16 protein-coding genes are annotated in these 21977 nt (G+C 37.1%); 4 read left to right on the forward strand and 12 right to left on the reverse strand.

The genetic code is table 11. The annotated features are described in order from the left end of the window. Positions 1-58 precede the first annotated feature (58 nt). The 6 genes from opp4C to CD172_RS05140 form a co-directional block, all read right to left on the reverse strand. Positions 59-952 (reverse strand): oligopeptide ABC transporter permease, encoded by an 894-nt coding sequence (gene opp4C, locus CD172_RS05115; protein ID WP_103345658.1) that lies wholly within the window; start codon positions 950-952, stop codon positions 59-61. A 10-nt stretch (positions 953-962) separates the two neighbouring features. Continuing rightward, positions 963-1925, reverse strand: a complete 963-nt coding sequence (opp4B, locus tag CD172_RS05120; RefSeq protein ID WP_103345659.1) for an oligopeptide ABC transporter permease — start codon at positions 1923-1925, stop codon at positions 963-965. Next, positions 1922-2911 carry an ABC transporter ATP-binding protein gene (locus CD172_RS05125; protein ID WP_103345660.1) on the reverse strand — a complete coding sequence of 330 codons (990 nt, stop codon included), beginning with the start codon at positions 2909-2911 and terminating at the stop codon, positions 1922-1924. Before CD172_RS05125 ends, opp4B begins: the two co-directional genes overlap by 4 nt. Next, positions 2904-3914 (reverse strand): ABC transporter ATP-binding protein, encoded by a 1011-nt coding sequence (locus tag CD172_RS05130; RefSeq protein WP_103345683.1) that lies wholly within the window; start codon positions 3912-3914, stop codon positions 2904-2906. The genes CD172_RS05125 and CD172_RS05130 overlap by 8 nt, the downstream gene beginning before the upstream one ends. Positions 3915-4039: 125 nt before the next feature. Beyond that, positions 4040-5761 (reverse strand): oligopeptide ABC transporter substrate-binding protein, encoded by a 1722-nt coding sequence (gene opp4A, locus CD172_RS05135; protein WP_103345661.1) that lies wholly within the window; start codon positions 5759-5761, stop codon positions 4040-4042. A 331-nt stretch (positions 5762-6092) separates the two neighbouring features. Next, the gene (locus tag CD172_RS05140; protein ID WP_103345662.1) at positions 6093-6758 is read right to left on the reverse strand and encodes an SDR family oxidoreductase; all 666 of its coding nucleotides are present in this window, start codon (positions 6756-6758) and stop codon (positions 6093-6095) included. A 369-nt stretch (positions 6759-7127) separates the two neighbouring features. Between CD172_RS05140 and pflB the strand changes: the two genes are divergently transcribed. Next, positions 7128-9377 (forward strand): formate C-acetyltransferase, encoded by a 2250-nt coding sequence (gene pflB / locus CD172_RS05145; RefSeq protein WP_037567779.1) that lies wholly within the window; start codon positions 7128-7130, stop codon positions 9375-9377. A 58-nt stretch (positions 9378-9435) separates the two neighbouring features. Next, complete coding sequence (gene pflA, locus CD172_RS05150) at positions 9436-10200, forward strand: pyruvate formate-lyase-activating protein (RefSeq protein ID WP_060551752.1); 765 nt, start codon at positions 9436-9438, stop codon at positions 10198-10200. A 572-nt stretch (positions 10201-10772) separates the two neighbouring features. On the opposite strand, the gene CD172_RS05155 is transcribed toward pflA, so the two are convergent. Then, a complete protein-coding gene (locus CD172_RS05155; RefSeq protein ID WP_060551753.1) occupies positions 10773-11846 on the reverse strand; it encodes a PTS sugar transporter subunit IIC in 1074 nt (357 codons plus the stop codon). A 222-nt stretch (positions 11847-12068) separates the two neighbouring features. After that, on the reverse strand, positions 12069-13160 hold the full coding sequence (locus tag CD172_RS05160) for a Glu/Leu/Phe/Val family dehydrogenase (RefSeq protein WP_103345663.1): 1092 nt from the start codon (positions 13158-13160) through the stop codon (positions 12069-12071). Between the two features lie 327 nt (positions 13161-13487). Between CD172_RS05160 and scdA the strand changes: the two genes are divergently transcribed. Beyond that, positions 13488-14180: an iron-sulfur cluster repair di-iron protein ScdA gene (gene scdA, locus CD172_RS05165; RefSeq protein WP_103345664.1), complete on the forward strand. Its 693-nt coding sequence runs from the start codon at positions 13488-13490 to the stop codon at positions 14178-14180. Positions 14181-14300: 120 nt separating this feature from the next. On the opposite strand, the gene CD172_RS05170 is transcribed toward scdA, so the two are convergent. The 4 genes from CD172_RS05170 to CD172_RS05185 all read right to left on the reverse strand — a co-directional run bounded on the left by CD172_RS05170 (position 14301) and on the right by CD172_RS05185 (position 19359). Beyond that, positions 14301-15440, reverse strand: coding sequence for a glycerate kinase family protein (locus tag CD172_RS05170; protein ID WP_103345665.1), 1140 nt, complete (start codon positions 15438-15440; stop codon positions 14301-14303). 67 nt (positions 15441-15507) lie between these two features. After that, on the reverse strand, positions 15508-16110 hold the full coding sequence (gene srtA, locus CD172_RS05175; protein WP_060551757.1) for a class A sortase SrtA: 603 nt from the start codon (positions 16108-16110) through the stop codon (positions 15508-15510). 550 nt (positions 16111-16660) lie between these two features. Next, a complete protein-coding gene (locus tag CD172_RS05180; RefSeq protein ID WP_037567765.1) occupies positions 16661-17944 on the reverse strand; it encodes a pyruvate MFS transporter in 1284 nt (427 codons plus the stop codon). Between the two features lie 233 nt (positions 17945-18177). Continuing rightward, positions 18178-19359 carry an MFS transporter gene (locus CD172_RS05185; protein ID WP_060551759.1) on the reverse strand — a complete coding sequence of 394 codons (1182 nt, stop codon included), beginning with the start codon at positions 19357-19359 and terminating at the stop codon, positions 18178-18180. A gap of 258 nt (positions 19360-19617) precedes the next feature. On the opposite strand from CD172_RS05185, the gene CD172_RS05190 reads away from it, so the two are divergent. Beyond that, entirely contained in the window at positions 19618-21576 is a 1959-nt protein-coding gene (locus CD172_RS05190) for a fructose-bisphosphatase class III (protein ID WP_060551760.1), read from the forward strand. The last annotated feature ends 401 nt before the right edge of the window (positions 21577-21977 follow it).

Below are 21977 nucleotides of genomic sequence, written 5' to 3' on the forward strand. Positions count from 1 at the left end.
AAAACGTAAATACGTCACTTTTGATTTCAAGCAAAGCGTCTCAATGTGCTTTGTAACATTATCGTCTGGATTTTGGATTTAAAGCATCTTTTAATCCTTCACCAATAAAATTAATACATAAGATGGTTGTTGTAATGGCTAGTGCTGGTGGCATCCATATCCATGGCTTTCCTCTTAAAATATCCCCTTCTTGCGCATCGCTTAACATATTCCCCCACGTTGGAACGGTTTTGTCGATACCGAAACCTAGGAAACTCAAACCAGCCTCTGCTACAATTTGTACTGCAAATAGTAACGTGGCTTGAACGATAATGACACTTAATATGTTTGGTAGCAAATGCTTAAATAAAATTTTGAAAACAGGTGTACCAATAGATTGCGCTGCTAAAAAGTATTCATTTTCTTTCTCTTGCATTACTTTACCACGTACAATACGCGCAACACCTACCCACGATAATGCGATTAATACAGCAGCAAGTACAATGGCAGATCCATATTGGTTTTCGATTTTGCCACTGAACGTTGCATTTAATACCACAGCGAATGGAATAAATGGGAATAACATTACAAATTCTGTAAAACGCATCAGTATCGTATCAACCCAACCACCGTAATATCCAGAAATCATACCAATCAGTACCCCGATAATCATAAGACCAATTGTCGTAACCAGACCAAATAATAAGGAAACACGGCCAGAATATAACAAGCGACTGAAGATATCACGACCACCTGAATCTGTCCCTAACCAATGTTGTGCTGACATATCGCTTTTAATCATAACTAAATTTTGTAAGTTCGGATCAAAAGGAGCGATAAATGGTGCGATTAAAGAAATAAAGAATATTAATATTAAAATAATACTCGCTGCCATCGCAGGTTTATTTTTCAAAAACTTTTGGCGCGCAATGGCTAACGGTGAACGATTTTTAACTTTAATTTTTTCAGCCATAATACCCCTCCTAATTACTCTTAATTCTCGGATCTACAATACTATACGTAATATCCGATATCAGATTTGCGAGTAAACCTAAAAATGAGAAAAATAGGAGCAGTGCCATCATTAATGGATAATCTTTCCCTCCAATAGAATCGATTAATAATTTACCAATTCCTGGATATGAGAATATCGTTTCAGTTATGACTGCACCACCAAAAACGGATAGGACATCGGCACCAAAAAATGTCACTATAGGAATGATAGAGTTTCGTAAAATGTGCTTATTGTAAATTTTAGATTCTGAAAGCCCTTTCGCTCGCGCTGTACGAATATAATCTTTTCGTGAATTTTCAATAATGTCATTTCTTAAAAATTGTACATAACTTGCGGTAGAAAGTAACCCTAATACCGTACCAGGTAATATCGCATGGTATAACTTACTCATGTAGTAAGCGAATGAGCCTTCTTCAAGTCCAATTGCGACGGAACCTGAAAACGGAAACCAGCCGAGTTGAAATGCGAAAATGTAAATAGCAAAAACCCCTGCCACAAAAGACGGAATCGCAAGCATTAAATAATTCAAAAACTGAACACCATAGTCCAGTCCACTATACGGTTTCCGTCCAGATAGTATACCTAGTGGAAAAGCGACAAGATATGTAATCACGATACTTGTAACACCTAACAAAACAGTATTCGGCATACGTTCTTTGATTAAGTCCATGACTGGACGTTTATATCGAATGGAATCGCCGAGTTCCCCTTTTAGAACATTTTCTCCCCATTTTAAATATTGGATGTGAATGGGTTCATTAAACCCTAACTTTTCACGTTGTTCTTCATAATACTTCGCATCTATATTAGGATTCATTTGTCCTGTAAACGCATCACCAGGTTGTAATTTTGCAAGTACAAAGATAACAATCGACATCCCTATCAAAAGCGGGATCATTAATAAAAAACGTCTAATAATTAAAGTTGTCATTTCACCATCACCTCATCCTCTAAAAGAATACATGCTGCATAATGTTCTTCCCCTACTACACGGTAAGCAGGTTTTTGCTTTGCGCATTCCGGTTTTGCAACGGGACATCGCGTATGAAAAGGACATCCTTTAGGTGGGTCACTCGGTGATGGTAGGTCTCCTTGCAAAAGAATACGCTCTTTCTTTTCTCCAGGTTTAATTTCCGGAATAGCTGAAATTAAAGACTGTGTATACGGATGTTGTGGATGATTATATATATCATCGGCTGGTCCTTGTTCGACAATATGTCCTAGATACATTACACATATATAATCACTCACGTGTTTCACCACACTCAAATCATGTGCGATAAACAAATAACTCAAACCAAATTCTTCTTGAAGTTCATCCATAATGTTTAACACTTGTGATTGTACAGATACATCCAACGCACTGACAGGTTCATCCGCAATGATAAGTTTCGGTTTTAAAGCTAAGGCGCGTGCGATACCAACACGTTGACGCTGACCGCCTGAAAACTCGTGCGCATATTTATAGTACGCCTGCTCATTCAAACCAACACGTAATAATAAATCTTTCACTTCACGTTCAATTTCTTTTTGTGATTTTTTATAAAAGTTACGAATAGGTTCTCCAACAATATCGCCAACCATTTGCATAGGATTTAATGACGCATATGGATCCTGGAAAACCATTTGGAACCCTTTGCGCGCTTCGCGTAATGCTTTCCCACGAAGTTTTGTAATATCCTTACCACAAAAATGAATTTCATCTGATGTCACATTTTGTAACCGTAAAATGGTGCGTCCTGCTGATGATTTTCCACAACCAGACTCCCCTACAAGGCCAACTGTTTGCCCCTTTTTAACATTAAATGAAATGCCATCGACAGCTTTCACTTCACCGATTTTACGTTGAAACACTCCCCCTTTGATTGGATAGTACTGTTTTAAGTCTTTTACTTCTAAAACATAGTCATTAGACATTCACTTTCCCCTCCTTACGCATCACCGCTTCATCGTACAAATGACAAGACACTTTGTGTGACGCATTAATCACACTTGTTTTAAGATTTACGGCCGTACAAGACGGCATCGCATATGGGCATCGGTTCGCAAAACTACACCCCACCTCTGGAAGTTCATCTAAATTAGGAACCGTCCCTTTGATCGTCTCTAATCGGTCTTGTTTTTGATCTAAACGTGGAATTGCTTTTAACAACAATTTTGTATAAGGATGTTTGGGTGTTTTAAAAATATCTTTAACAGGAGCACGTTCAACAATTTTCCCCGCATACATAACAGCCACTGTGTCACATATTTCTGAAATCACACCTAAATCATGTGAAATAAAGATAATGCCCATATTTGTTTCACTCTGAATTTTTTTAAGCAATTCTAAAATTTGAGCCTGTACCGTTACATCTAGCGCTGTCGTTGGTTCATCTGCAATTAATAATTCAGGTTCACAAGATATTGCCATCGCTATCATGACACGTTGGCGCATACCTCCTGACAGTTGATGTGGATATTCATGAATGACTTTATCAGCACGTGGAATGCCCACTTGCTTTAACAATTCAATTGCTCTTGATTCCGCTTCTTTTTTTGAAATCTTCAAATGTAAAACCATCATTTCAATCAGTTGATTTCCAATGGTAAACACTGGATTTAAAGATGTCATCGGTTCTTGAAATATCATTGCAAGTTCTTTGCCACGAATTTGATTTAATTCTGTCATCGGTATATTATCAATCCGCTTTCCTTTGTAATACACTTCACCTTCATTAATCGAGCCTATTTTATCTGGAAGTAAACGTAGAATAGACATGCTCAGTACGGATTTACCTGAACCTGATTCGCCGACAATGCCCATGACTTCACCACGTTTTAAAGTTAAACTCACCTTGGAAATCGCGTTATAGTTCTTACCATTAATATCAAAACCTGTACTTAAATTTTTAACCTCTAATAGATGCTTCTCTGTCATCATTAGATCCCCCCTTTTGTGCAAGTTTTACGTATGTGTTGCTCATTAGATTATTTCGATTATTACATGTTTGTAGATATACAAATGGATTGAGCGCTCAATACGCCCAATCCGTTTGTTTGGTATTACTTATCCTTTTCAACTGTCCACTCATAAATTGGGTTCGAACCATTTAAACCAACTTCAACGTTTTTCACTTTATCGTTCACCGCTGTAATATCTTTTAATTCAGCGATTGGAATGACTGGTACGTCTTCAGCCATGATTTTTTGCCATTCTAAATATTTGGCTTTACGTTTCTCTTTGTCATCTCCGACAACTTTCGTATCCAATGCTTCTTTTAATAATTTGTCTGCTTTTGGATTGTTATAACGAGATTCATTCCACAGCGCTGTAGATTTATAAAGTCCAGATGGATCAGGATCTGCCCCTTGTTGCCAACTTCTAAAATATGACTCCATATCTTTCGTTGAATTCTCTAAATCCTGTCCAAACTTACCAAATTCTACCATTTCAGTTTTCGTTTTTAAGCCTACTTTTTCCCAATATCCTTTGATAGCAGCCGTACGTGGTTCAAATGTTGGATTTGAACCAGCATAATGTTTTAAGTTTACAACAAATGGTTTACCATCTGGTCCTTCACGCCATCCGTCTTTATCCTTATCCTTATAACCCGCTTCATCTAAAAGCTTTTTCGCTTTTTTAACATCATAGTTATATTCGTGAACGTCACCTTCTTTAGCACCACTCCAATGAGAAGAAGGAATTAAACCATTTAACGGCTTACCATAGCCATAGAAAAATGCATCAATCCACTCTTTACGGTTAATCGCATGTGCCATCGCTTGACGTAATTTTTTATCTTGATATTTCGGACGTTCTTTTCCAATTGTTTGAGTTTTCTTATCATAATCATGTAATACAAAACCGATAATCGCATATGACGTAGATGGCGATTCTAATAAGTTGACCCCTTCAGCACCATTATCTTTAATTTCTTTTGCGATAGGTGCCGTCACTTGTGCCATATCAATTTCACCTTTTTCTAACGCTTGTGTCATCGTCGTTTGTTCAATCACACGTAAATTAACTTTGTCAAGCTTAGGTTCACCTTGCCAATAGTCTTTAAACTTTTCTAACTCAACAGACTCGCCATCAACAATTTTCTTCACTTTGTATGGTCCGATACCAATTGGATTTTTACGTACAGCCTCAGATTTACCCATTTCTTTTACAGGGATATCTTTAAAAATCTTTTCACTTAATGGTGCGCTCGTCCATAATTCAAGTAAATTATTGGCTTTATGTTCTTTAAATTTAATTTCAGCCGTATAGTCATCAATCTTTTTAATTCCAGAAATCGAATTTGCTTCACCCTTATGTTTTGCATCTGCCCCTTCAATGATTTCGACCCCGTTATAACGTGGGCCATCATAATCTGGATCCGCAATTGTTTCTAATGTAAATAGCCAGTCGTTAATTGTAAAATCATTGCCATCATGCCATTTAATACCTTTTTTCACTTTAAACTTATATGTAAGATCGTCACCTTTTTTTTGTTCCCACGACAAAATCTTAGGTTTAATGTTTAATTCTTTGTCAAATTCAACAAGACTATCATTAAAATAACTAATAACATCAGAGTCACTTGTTGAACCTGCAAAAACAGATTGAAAATTCCCTTCAGGCGCTGCAGCCAAACCTACGTTTAGTGTGCCACCTTTTGCATCACTTTTCCCTGTTTTACTCTTCGTCTCACCTGATCCAGAATCACCCTTACCGCACGCACTTAACACTAAAACTAAGCACGCAATAATCATTACAAACACATTCAGTTTCGCTTTCATTCGCGTTCCCCCTTCTCATATTTGATGTTATTAACATTAATTATCATATTTGTCAGACAATTTTGTCAATAACAATATGCGTGGCGGAACATAATTAAATAAGAATACTAGTGTGTTTTTAATATACAAGAACTGCATGTATATCAGTCGTATCAAGGGATTTAAAGCTATTTAACGCAATAAAGAAATTCAATAAACTTTTTTAAAAAATTGTTGTTTACAGATGGTCATTATCCTAAAAAAATACAGAATAGCCTGATGAAGCATAAAAACGATCATCATAGGTTATTCTGTATATACATACATCTTTAGTGTCTTCTCAGAAAAGACACTAAACGTGTATGTTATCTAAAGCTTCTCCCACAGGTTGGTCACCATCAAGAACTTGAAATTCTTTTCCTTGATGTTTTGATTGCGTAATGATTTCAAACAGTACACGTGCTACATTTTCCCGTGAAATTTCGCGTTTATCTGGTTTTTCAAATAATGATGCTATACTTACACTCCCACTGCCTTGCGCGTTTGTTAAGCCACCTGGGTGCACAATTGTCGCTGTAATGTGACTACGTCTTAAATAATCATCTGCATAATGTTTTGCAATTGTATATGGTTTTAAATCACCACCAGCATCAATCGCTTCACGTCGAGAATCCCAAGTAGAAACCATGACAAAATGAGAGATGTTTGCATCTTCACATGCTTTTATCACTTTAACAGCCCCATCTAAATCGACAGCAATGGTTTTATCAGCACCCGTTTTGCCGCCAGAACCTACGGAAAATACGACTTGATCATATCCTTCAAGTTTTGATTGCAATGTTTCTATACTGTCATGCTCTACATCAATCTGTGTCGCTTTTATCCCCTTTACTTCTAAAGCTTCTTTTTGAGATGCTTGTCGTACACCTGCAGTAAAATCTTGGTGGTTCTCTTTCAACAATTGCACGAGATGGCGTCCAACACCGCCATTCGCACCAAGTACAAATGTTTTTCCCATATCGATAACCTCCAATCATTTGATAATGCCATGGTATAACAAAGTGAGAGACATCACACATGATATGCTTATCATTTAAAAGCACATTGTGAGTATAGTGATGTCGATGCCTCTCTATATAATTAGAACTTCTTTTTTCCTATTTAAATGTTAAAAAATTTCAAGACTTTTAAACTCGCACAATCATTTAATTGTTTTGAATGTACTTCCTAAAAATACAAATACCAATATTAAAAAACAATTGTGTCAGTTTTATATACAAAATATATACAAATAATGACAATGCGCAAACGCTTTCAAAATTTACGTGATATATTTCACATGAGTTGATATACTGATTGTGAAATGATGAACAATGGAGGTTTGATCATGATTTATGAAGCGAAAACACAAACAAATGCTTGGAAAGGTTTTAAGACGGGACTCTGGTCTCATCGTGTTGATGTCCGTGATTTCATACAACTGAACTTCACAGGCTATACAGGTGATGACTCATTTTTAGAAGGCCCTACAGAAGCTACAAAACAACTTTGGGACCAAGTCATGACACTCTCAAAAGAAGAACGTGAACGTGGTGGCATGTGGGATATGGATACAAAAATTCCATCTTCAATTACATCGCATGACGCAGGTTACTTAAATGAATCGCTTGAACAAATTGTTGGGGTACAAACTGAAAAGCCATTCAAACGTTCAATGCAACCTTTTGGTGGTATTCGTATGGCTAAAGCGGCTTGCGAAGCATATGGCTATGAATTAGATAAAGAAACTGAACGTATTTTCACTGACTATCGTAAAACACATAACCAAGGTGTGTTCGATGCATACTCTAAAGAAATGTTAGCATGTCGTAAAGCAGGAATTATTACTGGATTACCAGATGCTTATGGCCGTGGTCGTATTATTGGCGACTACCGTCGTGTCGCACTCTACGGTGTAGATTTCTTAATGGCTGAGAAACAAAAAGACTTTGAAAATCTATCAACGACAATGTCAGAAGATATCATCCGTTTACGTGAGGAATTGTCTGAACAATACCGCTCTTTAAAAGAATTAAAAGAATTAGGTAATATCTACGGTTTTGACTTAAGCCGTCCAGCTGAAAACTTCAAGGAAGCCGTTCAATGGTTATACCTTGCTTATCTTGCTGCAATTAAAGAACAAAACGGTGCTGCGATGAGTCTTGGTCGTACGTCAACATTCTTAGACATTTATGCTCAACGTGATTTAGACAATGGTACGATTACTGAGTCTGAAGTTCAAGAGATTATCGACCATTTCATTATGAAATTACGTCTTGTAAAATTCGCACGTACACCAGATTACAATGAGTTATTCTCAGGCGATCCAACTTGGGTAACTGAATCGATTGGTGGTGTTGGTTTAGACGGTCGTGCAATGGTAACGAAAAACTCTTTCCGTTTCTTACATTCACTTGATAACTTAGGCCCAGCACCTGAACCAAACTTAACTGTATTATGGTCAACTCGCTTACCAGAGAACTTCAAAAAGTACTGTACAAAAATGAGTATTAAAACAAGTTCTATCCAATATGAGAATGATGATTTAATGCGTGAAAGCTATGGTGATGACTACGGTATCGCATGTTGTGTATCAGCAATGCGAATTGGTAAACAAATGCAATTCTTTGGAGCACGTGCCAACCTTGCGAAAACATTACTGTATGCGATTAACGGTGGTAAAGATGAAAAATCAGGTCAACAAGTTGCACCGAACTTCAAAGCCATCGAGTCAGAAGTGTTAGATTATGATGAAGTCTATGCACGCTTTGATGAAATGATGGAATGGCTTGCTGGTGTTTACATTAACTCACTTAACGTCATTCACTATATGCATGATAAATACAGCTATGAACGTATTGAAATGGCACTTCACGATACAGATGTTCACCGTACAATGGCAACAGGTATCGCGGGTCTGTCAGTAGCTGCTGACTCATTATCAGCAATCAAATATGGAACTGTAAAAACAATTCGTGATGAAAATGGCTTAGTTGTTGACTTCGAAACAACTGGCGAATATCCAAAATATGGTAACAACGATTCACGTGTAGATGACATTGCTGTTCAACTTGTTGAAAGCTTCATGAGAAAATTACGTAAGCACAAAACATACCGTGAGTCTGAACATACTATGAGTGTATTAACAATCACATCTAACGTCGTATATGGTAAGAAAACAGGTAACACACCAGACGGTCGTAAAGCAGGCGAACCATTTGCACCTGGTGCGAACCCAATGCATGGTCGTGATGAACACGGTGCACTTGCTTCATTATCATCCGTAGCAAAATTACCATACGATTGTTGTAAAGATGGTATTTCGAACACATTTAGTATCGTTCCTAAATCATTAGGTAAAGAAGACGATACGCAACAACAAAACTTAGTAAGTATTTTAGATGGTTATGCGATGCAACATGGTCATCACTTAAACATTAACGTATTTAACCGTGAAACATTACTAGATGCAATGGAGCATCCAGAAGAATACCCACAACTTACAGTACGTGTTTCTGGTTACGCAGTAAACTTTATTAAATTGACACGTGAACAACAACTTGATGTCATTTCAAGAACATTCCACGAGTCTATGTAACACAAATTTTAACTAACGCTAAATTTTAACTAACGCTTTTGAAAACGGGGAGATATCAATGATTCAAGGACATATTCATTCAGTAGAAAGTCTAGGAACAGTAGATGGTCCAGGCCTACGCTATATCCTATTTTTACAAGGATGTTTGCTGCGCTGCTTATACTGTCATAACCCTGACACCTGGAAAGTGAACACCCCCTCACGACGAGCAACAGCAGATGAGCTTATTCATGAGATCACGCCTTATCTTCCCTACTTTCAAAGTTCTGGTGGTGGTGTAACGGTAAGCGGTGGAGAGCCCCTACTTCAAATGCCGTTTATTACTGAATTATTCAAACTGTGTCATGAACATGGCATTCACACCTGTGTCGATACTTCTTTAGGCTGTGCCAATGATACAGATGCATTTAAGAAACATTTTGAAACGTTACGCCAACATACTGATTTGTTTATGGTTGATATTAAACACATCGATGACGACAAACACCGGCATTTAACAGGAAAGTCAAATAAGCCTATATTGAAATTCATTCAATATTTGAATGCACACAATCAACCTATTTGGATTCGTCATGTACTTGTCCCAGGTCTGACAGATGCCCCTGAAGACTTGAAAAAATTAGGTGCGTTTATTAATTCACTTGATAACGTCGAAAAGTTCGAAATACTCCCTTACCATGAACTCGGCGTGCATAAATGGCAAGCACTTGGCGTTCCATATCAACTCTCATCTGTTGCGCCCCCAACAGATGAAGACGTTCAGAAAGCCTATGATCTTATTCAATTCAAAGGGACTGCGTCGATGAAATCTTTAGCCAAGTAATTCATCTTGCGTCCATACAAACTAGGATTTACCCTCCCCCTAGTTTGTGTACACAAAAAGTAAAATACTAACATCACTCCTTTAATGATTCGCCCGGAAGCATAGACAAATGGTTCCGGGCTTTTTCTATATAAAAGTTTTTGATGCCATTCAGCCATTAAATTGTGACGACTTTTAATTGATGATAACCTCTACGCTTAGACATCTTGCTCATGACCGTGCATAGGATTTATCAATTTAATGCGTATAACGCGACTCATAGATCACAATATGCACATAGGAAAGTGGCTGAGACATAACAAAAATAAGCCAACAAAATTCATTTACATGAAACTTTGCTGGCTATTACTTATCTATATTATTAAATTTTGACGTATTGATGGACACTATGATGAATTGTGATTGATCCCTTAGCCGAGACTTCTGAGGCATTAAGCCGCAACCGAAAATCCATTTTGAGAGCAAAAATCTCCTGGATTTTTGCTCTCAAAATTAGTTGAGGTAAGGCGCCTAGAAAAGCGAGGCGTTAGGGACAATCAAAAGTTTAATAATTTATATCCCAACCTCTTTTATTATGATTTCGTTTCTTCTGCTGCTAAAAATTTATAAATATCATTCGAGTAGAGTTTCAATACTTTTGTGAATATTAAGTTTAAAATAAACCCTACAACCCCTGGTATAATAACAAATACCAAAGCCACTAAAAAGATATTTATCGCTACTGGGCCATCTAACATTTCTATCGCTTTAATCGGTCCTACAAGACCAACCAAGCCAAAACCGGCTGCTTCTTTCGTACCTACAATACCAATAATGCCTCCAGCAGCGCCAGCACATGCGGCAGATAAGCCAATAGGCAATAACATAATCGGATAACGAATCACGTTGGTCATCATCATTTTCATAGCACCTAACAAAATTGCAATCGGTACTCCAATTTTGTTCACTTTCAATGTACATAAAAATAACACTATGCCCGTTGTCGCAACCCCGATTGTTGCTGCACCTGCTGCCATTCCAGAAATTCCGATAGCCAAACCTACTGCGACTGTTGATACTGGTGATACGATAATAAATGAAAATAAAACTGCAATTAATATACACATCAGTACCGGTTGAAGCGTCGTGAACGTATTAATTAATTCCCCAATGGCTAACGTTATCTTGCTGACATATGGAAGTGTAAAAACACCAAAAAGACCAGGAATACAACCTACAAGGATAGGCAATAAGATAATTTTCAAACTTCCTAAACGATCTTCTAACCATAAGACAAGTAACACAGCTAAAGCGGCTGTAATCATTGTGTTGATTAAATCACCGATACCGACGATTTGCCACCCTGTTTCAGTGACTTTTGCGGCACCTGAACCAACATATGATGCAGCGCCTACAATCACTGTTGCCAGTGCAGATAATTTAAATTGTATGGCAATAAGCACGCCCACCATCATCGGGAGCATAAATTGAATACCCATGACAACATAAAACAATGTGTTGAAAATATCCGCATACTGACTTAAATATTTAAACAATCCACCTAATACCGCATTCGGTATTAAACCTGCCACAATGGCGACCGCTAAACCATTTAATACATTAAAACTAAACGTTTTAAAGGTCATCTTTTTCTCCGTTGTTTCCATCTGCATTCCCCTTTCTCATCGTCTATGTATTTAGACACTTAATGCTGTCTATTCTATCGCGAATGCATACGATGTATACTATGTAGCGTAAAGTAAAATTCAGAAAAATTCAATAGACCTTTTGTGAATTTTATCACAAATATACGAATTAAAAAAAGTGTGCCTTTGTTGACACACTTTCAACTGATTTTCTAGTAAATTTGAAACTTAATATTTTCTGTATTAGCGATTAATTTGATTGTTAGGTTTTGCAGAGAATTTACTATGCACACGCATCATTGCTTCTATACGTGCTTCAGCTAAATGTTCAGCTGCTTGTAAAGGCAAGATATCCTGTTCCTTCGCAATCGTAAAAATTTTATCCATTTGATCATAGACACCTTGAACTTTTTTTGTAGCACGTTCACGATTGTAACCATTTAATTCATCGGCAACATTAATCACACCACCGCTGTTAACTACAAAATCTGGTGCATATAAAATACCACGATCTTTTAACATTTGACCATGTGTATCGTCCTCAAGTAATTGGTTATTCGCACTACCACAAATCATTTTAACTTTTAATGTTGGGATCGTTTCACTATTCAGGATACCACCCAGTGCACATGGTGCGAAGATATCCGCATCCACACTATAAATGTCATCGATGTGAACAGCTTTGGCACCAAAGGCATCTACAGCGCGTTGTACTGCCTCTTCATTAATGTCCGTTACAATGAGTGATGCGCCTTCTTCATGTAAAAACTTACACATATGATAAGCGACATTACCGACGCCTTGAACCGCAACAGTCTTACCTTCTAAATGATCGGTACCAAACACTTCTTTAGCTGTACGTTTCATCGCATAATAGACACCTAATGCAGTCATCGGACTAGGGTTTCCACTAGAACCGTAAGATTCACTTACACCACAAACATAAGGTGTCTCTTGAAAAATCATATCCATATCTTCAACCGTTGTACCCACATCCTCTGCAGTAATATAACGGCCATCAAGGCTATTAATATAACGCCCTAAAGCTCTAAAAAAAGCTTCTGATTTATCCGTTTTGGGATTACCGATTACAACTGTTTTGGCACCACCTAGATTCAGTCCAGCCGCAGCATTTTTATACGTCATGCCCTTCGCAAGACGCATAACATCAACAATTGCGTCCTCTTCTGATTGATAATTCCAAAAACGACATCCTCCTAAAGCTGGTCCGAGTGTAGAGTCATGAATACAAATAATCGCTTTTAAACCACTCGCCTTATCATGACAAAACACCAATTGCTCGTAATCTGCTTGCTCCATTCGTTCAAAAATCATTTCCATTCCTCCTTTGTGTGATCGCTCGTACCCTATACATACATCTCTTCCCATAAAATATATGTACTAAGACTATATTACCCCTTTGAAAAAAGATGTAACGACGGAATGTAAGCGTTTACAAACCTCTTTCGTTATCTTATCACAATCTTCAATTAAAATCATTCATGTTAATTAAAAGTTTTTTATTTTTAATCGTTTACTATGCGTACGCTTAATTTACAAAATAAGCCTTTTTCCACAATGATTATAGATATTTCCCTAATAGTGCTATTATGCCAAAAATTTTAAACTATAGATAACATAATGAAGAAAGGAAGATATCTCATGATTCAAGCACAAGAACGTGTTGCTGACGTTGTGACGAAATACCCTAAAACAGCAGACGTATTTCGTCAATATGGTATAGATTTTTGTTGCGGAGGCCAAGTTTCAATTGAAGAGGCTGCTACCCAAGCCAAGCGTATAGAACTACCCGAATTAATGGATAAACTCGAAGCTGCAAGCCATTTACAAGGAGAGGGTATTAACCCTAGTTACTTAGATGTACCTTCACTTGTGCAATATATTCAAGCACGCTATCACGAAACGTTAAAAGAAGAATTCAAACAACTAACGCCTTACGTGACAAAATTAGCACGAGTACATGGACCTAATCATCCTCACTTAGTTGAATTAAAAGAGGTTTATGATGATTTTAAAGCTGCAATGCTTACCCATACGGATGAAGAAGATCATCAAGCATTTCCAAAACTTGTTGAGGCGCATCAAGGACAGCACGTCGAACATCTTGATGCAGCAATTCAGTCGCTTGTCGATGATCATACAGGTGCAGGTGCTAAATTAGAACACATGCGTCGTCTTACAAATGACTACCAACCCCCTATGGAAGCATGCGGTACATGGAGATTAGTGTATACGCGTCTTGAAGCGTTAGAAAAAGAAACACATGATCATGTACATTTAGAAAATCATGTATTGTTCCCTAAAGTTCAACAAAGCGAAACTGAAACGAAATAATTGCACAATCGTTAAAAATCGCCTTCAAACGACATCCACTGATGTGTTTTGAAGGCGATTACTTTATCGTATCATTTGCATATTGAAAAGTTATTAACTAAAGCGAAACGATAATATTGTTTATGTTTTTAAACTTAGCACCTGAGCCATATCAAATGCCCATCGTTCTAGTAATTCTGGTCCTCTAGATAACGCATCTGACAATGGCATTGGTCGAGACGCAATTGAAAAGACGGCATCGATACCATGTTCATACACCGCTTCATATCCTTCACCTAGCGTCCCTGCCACTGCGATGACTGGCTTGTGATGTGCTTGTGCCACTTTGGCCACGCCTATAGGTGTTTTGCCATAAATGGATTGACCATCTATCTTTCCTTCACCCGTTACCACAAGATCACAAGCTTTCACATGAGACTCGAACTGAGTAGCAGCTTGTACCACTTCGATGCCTGGTTTAAGTTGAACGTTTAATGTTGCGAGCAACCCTGCGCCTAAACCACCTGCTGCGCCTGCTCCTGGAACATTTGAAACATCTTTGTTTAATGTTTTGTGAATTATTTTACTAAAATGCATTAATGCACGTTCTAATTGCTCACATTGAGCCGATGTTGCACCTTTTTGAGGACCATACACAGCTGTTGCACCACGGTCACCTAACAAAGGATTGTCAACATCACAAGCAACATCTATTTTCACTGCTTTGAGCCGTTCATCTAACGTCGAGATATCGATTGAAGCAAGTTGCTGTAGCGCGCCACCACCATAGGGTATCGTTTTTCCACAGCCATCTCGCAATTGTCCACCTAAAGCTTGTATTAAACCTGCACCACCATCATTGGTGGCACTACCACCAATACCAAGAATCAAATGCGTGACGCCTTGATTCAGCGCATCTATGATGAGTTCCCCCGTTCCGTAAGTCGTCGTGATTAAAGGGTTTCGTAAATGTAGCGGTACTAACTCTAAACCGGACGCTTGTGCCATTTCAATGACCGCTGTACGCCCTTTATTCCCTATACTATATGTGGCATCAACAGGATGAGCAAGAGGACCGGTTACCGTCACTGTGCGCCACCGTCCATTTAACGCATCATGTAATGATTGTGACGTGCCCTCACCACCATCTGCCATAGGTATTTTGTCAATCATCCACGTATCGTTAAACACGCGTCTAAAACCCCGTTCAATTGCATTTGCTACCTCTAGGGCAGACATACTTTCTTTAAATGAGTCTGGTGCAATGAGTAAACGTTTCATTTTCACACGCTCCTTATACGACATAAATAGGGTCGAGACAAACCGTCTCAACCCTTATTTGATACACTTACGCTACTTGTTCAGCAACATAGATACTGCGCTTTAACCATTTACCAGTTTTTTCATCATAATCATCACACGTAATTAACGTCAGTTGATGTTTATCTTTTTTCATTTCATTAAGCACTTCAACTGCGTATGGGTCTACATCCTTAATTGATGTAATTTTGTATTTACGCTTTTCTTTACCTACCGTAAAGAAGACGTCATCCCCTTTTTTTGCATCGTGCAATTTCGTAAACTGATAATTCAAAGCATAATCCGTGTGACCTGCAATCGCGATATTTTGATCGCTTAAGGATTCACGTTCTTCTGCAAAACTGACACCTCGTTCTAATTGTTGTGGTGTTGCTGGCCCTGGATACACTGGTTCATTAATATCTACAGAAGGGATGGACAATACGCCTGCAACTTGTGATTTATCTTTAGGAATTTCAATTTGTTGCGGTGCGGTTGCTTTTTTTTGATTACTTTCATATTGTTCTATTTTCTTATCATTTTCTTTTTTAGTAAAATACGTATCAATTTGTGGTCGAAATGCTAAATATAAACCACCTAATATCAGTAATACACCTATTAAAGGCATCATCACTCGAGATAATCGCTTCATATGCTAAACGCCTTTCTATGATAGAATCATTTATATTTTACCATATTAAAATGTGAAACGAATCATTTATACATTGACATTTCATTAAAAAAGTCGGGGCGACACATATAGACTAAATTTGTATATAAGACATAAATCATTAAACCTATGATTGTCCCTAACGCCACGCTTTTCTAGACGCCTTACCTCAACTAGGGAGCATTACAGAAGCCTAATTGATTTCGTTGTAATGCCCGCCGGTGCATGAAGACGTTAGGAATGAAATGAATTACGTCTTCAGTACATCTATGAACATACGTGAATAGGTGGTCAATAGCCTAAGTTGCGGAAAGCTTTTAAGCGCATACGCAATCCAGTCAGCTACTGCCTTATATATTTTCGGTTGCGGCTAAATGCCTCAGAAGTCTCGGGTAAGGGATCAATCACAATGCATCATAGTAGACTAAATCGATTTATATAAATAAATAAAACCAACAAAGTTCATGTACAAATGAACTTTGTTGGTTTTTGTGATTAACAGGTCTGCTATGTCCTAACCCGACATTAAGAATTATATTTGTTCTGCTTCATCTTGTACCAGTGGTTGGTCAGGTTTCACGAAGAACCATAAAATGATTGCAATCACGACTAAGATAAGCATGGATAATAACGTTGATTTCCAACCGATGCTATCTGCTAATACCGCCGCAACGATTGGGCTTAACATTGCACCAATGTTCCCCCATAGATTCATCCATCCTGATACTGATCCAGAGAAGTTACGTCCAATATCAGTGGCTGAAGCCCAGCTCATTACCATCGATAAGCCAACACCAGCTAAACAAAATGACATCCATGTTATATTCATTGCTAATGATGTGGCATTAACCGCAAAATACAATGAAATACCAAATACTACAAATCCAAAGATTGCGATTGAAGCACGTGCGATAAATCTCGACTTTCCTGAACTTAAAATTCTATCTGAAATGGCACCACCAACCATGATTAAAATAAACATGAGTAACCATGGAATACCTGCTAGCTTACTCATCGTTAATGTGTCAATTTTATATTGATCAATTAAATATGTCGGATACCAAATTAAAAATAAAGTGATGACAAACTGTACTACAAAATACTGAGCCGCAATAGCATAAAAGCTAAATCTTGTGAAAAAGCGCCCCCATGGTGCTGTTGATTTTTCAGTTTGTACTACGTCACGGTTTTCCATAATATAAAGCTTTTCAGCATCATTGACCATTTTGTGATGTTCTGGTAAATCTTTCGCAATAATTGCCCATAATAAAGCAATTAGAAAACCAACAATACCAAATATAATGAAAACCGCTTGCCAACCGAAAGTGTTGTAAATTGCCACCGTAATAAATGGCGCAAGTACAGGTCCAAAATAGGATCCTGCTAACAATGCACTTGATGCACGCCCTTTTTCATTTTTTGCAAACCAGAACGTATTAAATACAGCATTAGACGGATACATAGGTGCCTCCCCAACACCAAATAAGAAACGTACTGCAAATAATACCCCGTGATTTTTTATAACCCCTGTTAAAATTGTGAATGCACTCCACCAAACCAATGCAATTGAAAGCATCTTTTTCGGACCAAATTTTTCTGCTAAAAATCCTGATGGTACTTGCATTAAAGCATAACCGAGTGAGAAAAATGTCGCAAGAAGCGAAAATTGTGTTTTAGTTAAGTTTAAATCTTCCATCATTGGTGTTGCGATATATGAAATATTAGCTCGGTCCATATATGCAATGACCCCAATTAAGAAAAACATCCCTGCAAACAGCCAACGTATATTTGTTCTCTTTTCTTTAAGTTGATTCATGATTTGCCCCCTCTTTTTCATTAGGTCATCTGATGACCAATTCAGTTAGCTTTTTGAATATACCACATCAAGAAAGCGGTTACAATAAAAATTTGAAAATTTTATGAACGAAGTCGCAATATTTAGATTTATCATATATCAAAGTAATATTTAAATTGATTTAACCAATTATAGTTAGCTTTTATAATTAATAACTGAGATTAATTTAATTTAATATTTTGCATTACTTTAAATTATTTTAGTTTGACATAACGCCCATGTACAAACCAATATAGCGCTATACACATGAATATAATGATTGCTGTTATACCATACATTGCTTGGAACCCTAATGAAGTTGTTATAAACCCAAGTAAAAATGGACCAAATCCCAAGCCAAAATCTAAACCAATATAAAATGTAGATGTCGCGATTCCTATGTGTGCTTTGTTTGAGACTTTGATCGCAGCAACGTTACATACAGCTGTCATCGCACCATACCCTATTCCAAGTAATGCACCTGAAGTTAATAACAGCCACCCCGTATTGCTTGAAAGCACAGCAAGCATCGCTAACCCTACAGAAAAAAGCAAAAGTGCTGGGTATGCAATTTTATTCTCATTATAGCGGTCCATTATTTTCCCTATAAGTGGGCGCGTCAAAATCGATGCGATAGCATACGCTATGAAATAGTAACCTGCTAATGTGAGCAATTGCAGTTGTTGGGCATAAATTTGTATAAATGTTAGTACCGATGCATAACCTAAACCACAAATTAAAATCACACTTGCAATCGGTAATGCAGGGATTGAAACAAAGTGAGACAGTTTAAACTGCTTATCTTCAGACTTCAAAGGTTGCGTTTGAAAACGAACATTTAAAGTTAACGCTAATACAAATGCACAAAGTGCAATACCTACACATAGTGTAAATAGCACATACGTCGGATAATGTTGTGCTAACATTAAACCTACAAATGGTCCGATTGCTGCACCAATAACTAAACTCAAACTAAATAAACTGATACCTTCTGCCCGTCGTTCAACAGGCGATAATAACGCAACGAGTGTCCCCGTCGCAGTTGTTGCGATAGCTAGTGCAAAACCATTTAAAAAGCGCACAATCATTAACAAAATCAATGATCCTTCTATAAAATAAAGACATTGTGTCACTGTAAATGCCGCTAGACCAATCAATACTATTTTTTTAGGACCCATAACGTTAATAAAACGCCCTGTAAGAAAACGTCCGAATAGTGAACCTACAATGAATAGCCCCATGACAAGACCTGCCAAACTTTCAGATATATGGTATTTTTCAACAGCATATTGTGTGATTACCACAATTAATAAATACATCGTTAAGTAAAGTAATAAACTCACCACAAAATTAACGATATAGTTTTTAGTAAATAACCGCGTAGTCGTAGATGCCAAAAAACCCCTCCCATAAAGTTAGATTTGCTAACTAATAGCATTTTAAGTTTAAACCCTTCCCAATATTTTCGCAATCCACATTAATGCATGAAATCCGTTTTGCACGTAATTCTGAATTTAATTTCATACACAAATGTGATTTAATAGAGTTGGAAGCGCTTAATTTTTTTATACATAATTTTTAAAAATATCCATTAGAAGTTACAACACTTCAACAACTTCAATGTTAAATAAAATCGAATTAGAGGTGGCAGTTGAATGCAATCAATACAGGAATCTGAATTAAAGAAACAATATCTTGATTTACTAGCAGAAAAATATGATTCAGAGGAAAAAGTAGCAACAGAAATTATAAGTTTAGAATCCATTCTAGAACTACCAAAAGGTACGGAGCACTTTGTGAGCGATTTACATGGTGAGTTCAATGCGTTTCAGCACGTCTTACGTAATGGATCAGGTAATGTTAAAGCAAAAATTCATGATATTTTTAATGACCGCTTAACAGTTCAAGAAATGAATCAGCTTACTGCCTTAGTTTACTACCCTGAAGATAAAATTAAGTTAATTAAAAGTGAATTCAATTCTAAAGCTGACCGCGATGCTTGGTATACAAGTACGATTCATCAACTACTTGAGTTAATTACTTACACATCTTCCAAATATACACGCTCAAAATTGCGTAAAGCATTGCCTAAGCGCTATGTATTTATTATTGAAGAGCTGCTTTATAAAAGTAACAAATACAATAATAAAAACGTGTATTACAACACAATCATTGAACAAATTATTAATCTTCATCAAGCGGATAAATTAATCATTAGCTTATCAAACACTATTCAACGACTCGTGGTAGATCATTTACATGTTGTTGGTGATATTTATGACCGTGGTCCTGATCCAGATAAAATTATGGACACATTGATTGATTATCATTCTGTAGATATTCAATGGGGGAACCACGATGCATTATGGATGGGCGCTTATGCTGGCTCTCAAGTGTGTCTTGCCAACCTACTCCGTATATGTGCGCGCTATGACAATTTAGATATTATAGAAGATGCTTATGGCATTAACTTAAGACCTTTACTAACGTTAGCAGAAAAATATTATGATGATAATCCTGCTTTTCGTCCAAAAAAGCATCCTGAAAAAACACCGTCTGAATCTGAAAAGTTACAAATCACAAAAATACACCAAGCTATCGCAATCATCCAATTTAAATTAGAAGGTCCTATCATTAAACGTCGTCCTGAGTTTGAGATGGAGAGTCGTCTGATATTAGATCGCATCAATTATCGTGAACTTACGTTAGATATCAACGGTCAGACCTATCCATTAGAACATACATGTTTTAAAACGATTGACCCTAGAAATCCTACTGCACTATTAGAAGAAGAAAAAGAAGTGATGGATAAATTAATTATTTCCTTCCAAGAATCTGAAAAGTTGCGTCGCCATATTGATTTCTTAATGAAAAAAGGAAATCTTTATTTGCGCTACAATGGAAACTTATTAATCCACGGCTGCATACCAGTGGATGAAAATGGCAATATGGAAGGTATGGAAATCGAGGGTGAATATTATGATGGTCATGCGCTCATTGATAAGTTTGAATATCACGTGCGGAAAGCCTATAACGATATTGAAACACAAGATGATATTTCGACTGACCTTGTTTGGTATTTATGGACAGGAAAATACTCTTCTTTATTTGGAAAACGAGCAATGACAACATTTGAACGTTACTTCATCAGTGACAAAGCAACACATAAAGAAGTTAAAAATCCATACTATCATCTACGTGAAGATGAAAACATGGTCAAAAAGATGCTTAAAGAGTTTGATATGGATCCTGAAACTGGACGCATCATTAACGGACATACACCAATTAAAGAGCGTGATGGTGAAAACCCAATCAAAGCTAATGGAAAAATGCTTGTCATCGATGGTGGTTTCTCTAAAGCCTATCAAAGTACAACAGGTATCGCTGGCTATACGTTATTATATAACTCATTTGGCATGCAACTTGTTGCACACCAGCAATTTAACTCAAAAGAAAATGTACTAAAAACAGGTGAGGACGAATTATCCATACGACGTGTTGTAGACGAAGAATTGGAACGTCAACTTATCCGCGATACGAATAAAGGTGCAGCCCTGCAAGAAGAAATCGAAATGCTTAAAGCGCTCATGGCATATCGTTATATGAAAAAATAATCAACAACGGATTGGGATATAACCATCCTGTATATCAAAACAGCCAACAAAAATTCATTCATCCATGAACTTTTGTTGGCTGTTATTCATCTTCATGTATCAATTTTAATCTATAAGAGGAGAAAAATGGTGAAGGAAAACATTTTTGTGATGACTTTCATAGTCGAGACTTTTGAGGCATTAAGCCAAGACTGAAAATCCATTATGAGGTAAAGCTCCCCCAAAAAGAAACGCGTTAGGCACAATCAAAATTGAAATGATTGATGTTCTACCCTACTTTGAATATGCATATATCACTTTTTTAAAATAAATATTGTGAACAGTAATGAATAGAAAAGTGTTATTTTTCTCTTTTTTCAAATATAATTGGCAATTTTTATCATATGGGTGTAAAATTTAGT

The organism is Staphylococcus agnetis, assembly GCF_002901865.1.
Taxonomy (GTDB): domain Bacteria; phylum Bacillota; class Bacilli; order Staphylococcales; family Staphylococcaceae; genus Staphylococcus; species Staphylococcus agnetis.

Bases quoted from the DNA above. Each gene is read 5' to 3' on its own strand.
- opp4C (WP_103345658.1), bottom strand. From the start codon at position 952: ATGGCTGAAAAAATTAAAGTTAAAAATCGTTCACCGTTAGCCATTGCG.
- opp4B (WP_103345659.1), bottom strand. From the start codon at position 1,925: ATGACAACTTTAATTATTAGACGTTTTTTATTAATGATCCCGCTTTTG.
- CD172_RS05125 (WP_103345660.1), bottom strand. From the start codon at position 2,911: ATGTCTAATGACTATGTTTTAGAAGTAAAAGACTTAAAACAGTACTAT.
- CD172_RS05130 (WP_103345683.1), bottom strand. From the start codon at position 3,914: ATGACAGAGAAGCATCTATTAGAGGTTAAAAATTTAAGTACAGGTTTT.
- opp4A (WP_103345661.1), bottom strand. From the start codon at position 5,761: ATGAAAGCGAAACTGAATGTGTTTGTAATGATTATTGCGTGCTTAGTT.
- CD172_RS05140 (WP_103345662.1), bottom strand. From the start codon at position 6,758: ATGGGAAAAACATTTGTACTTGGTGCGAATGGCGGTGTTGGACGCCAT.
- pflB (WP_037567779.1), top strand. From the start codon at position 7,128: ATGATTTATGAAGCGAAAACACAAACAAATGCTTGGAAAGGTTTTAAG.
- pflA (WP_060551752.1), top strand. From the start codon at position 9,436: ATGATTCAAGGACATATTCATTCAGTAGAAAGTCTAGGAACAGTAGAT.
- CD172_RS05155 (WP_060551753.1), bottom strand. From the start codon at position 11,846: ATGGAAACAACGGAGAAAAAGATGACCTTTAAAACGTTTAGTTTTAAT.
- CD172_RS05160 (WP_103345663.1), bottom strand. From the start codon at position 13,160: ATGATTTTTGAACGAATGGAGCAAGCAGATTACGAGCAATTGGTGTTT.
- scdA (WP_103345664.1), top strand. From the start codon at position 13,488: ATGATTCAAGCACAAGAACGTGTTGCTGACGTTGTGACGAAATACCCT.
- CD172_RS05170 (WP_103345665.1), bottom strand. From the start codon at position 15,440: ATGAAACGTTTACTCATTGCACCAGACTCATTTAAAGAAAGTATGTCT.
- srtA (WP_060551757.1), bottom strand. From the start codon at position 16,110: ATGAAGCGATTATCTCGAGTGATGATGCCTTTAATAGGTGTATTACTG.
- CD172_RS05180 (WP_037567765.1), bottom strand. From the start codon at position 17,944: ATGAATCAACTTAAAGAAAAGAGAACAAATATACGTTGGCTGTTTGCA.
- CD172_RS05190 (WP_060551760.1), top strand. From the start codon at position 19,618: ATGCAATCAATACAGGAATCTGAATTAAAGAAACAATATCTTGATTTA.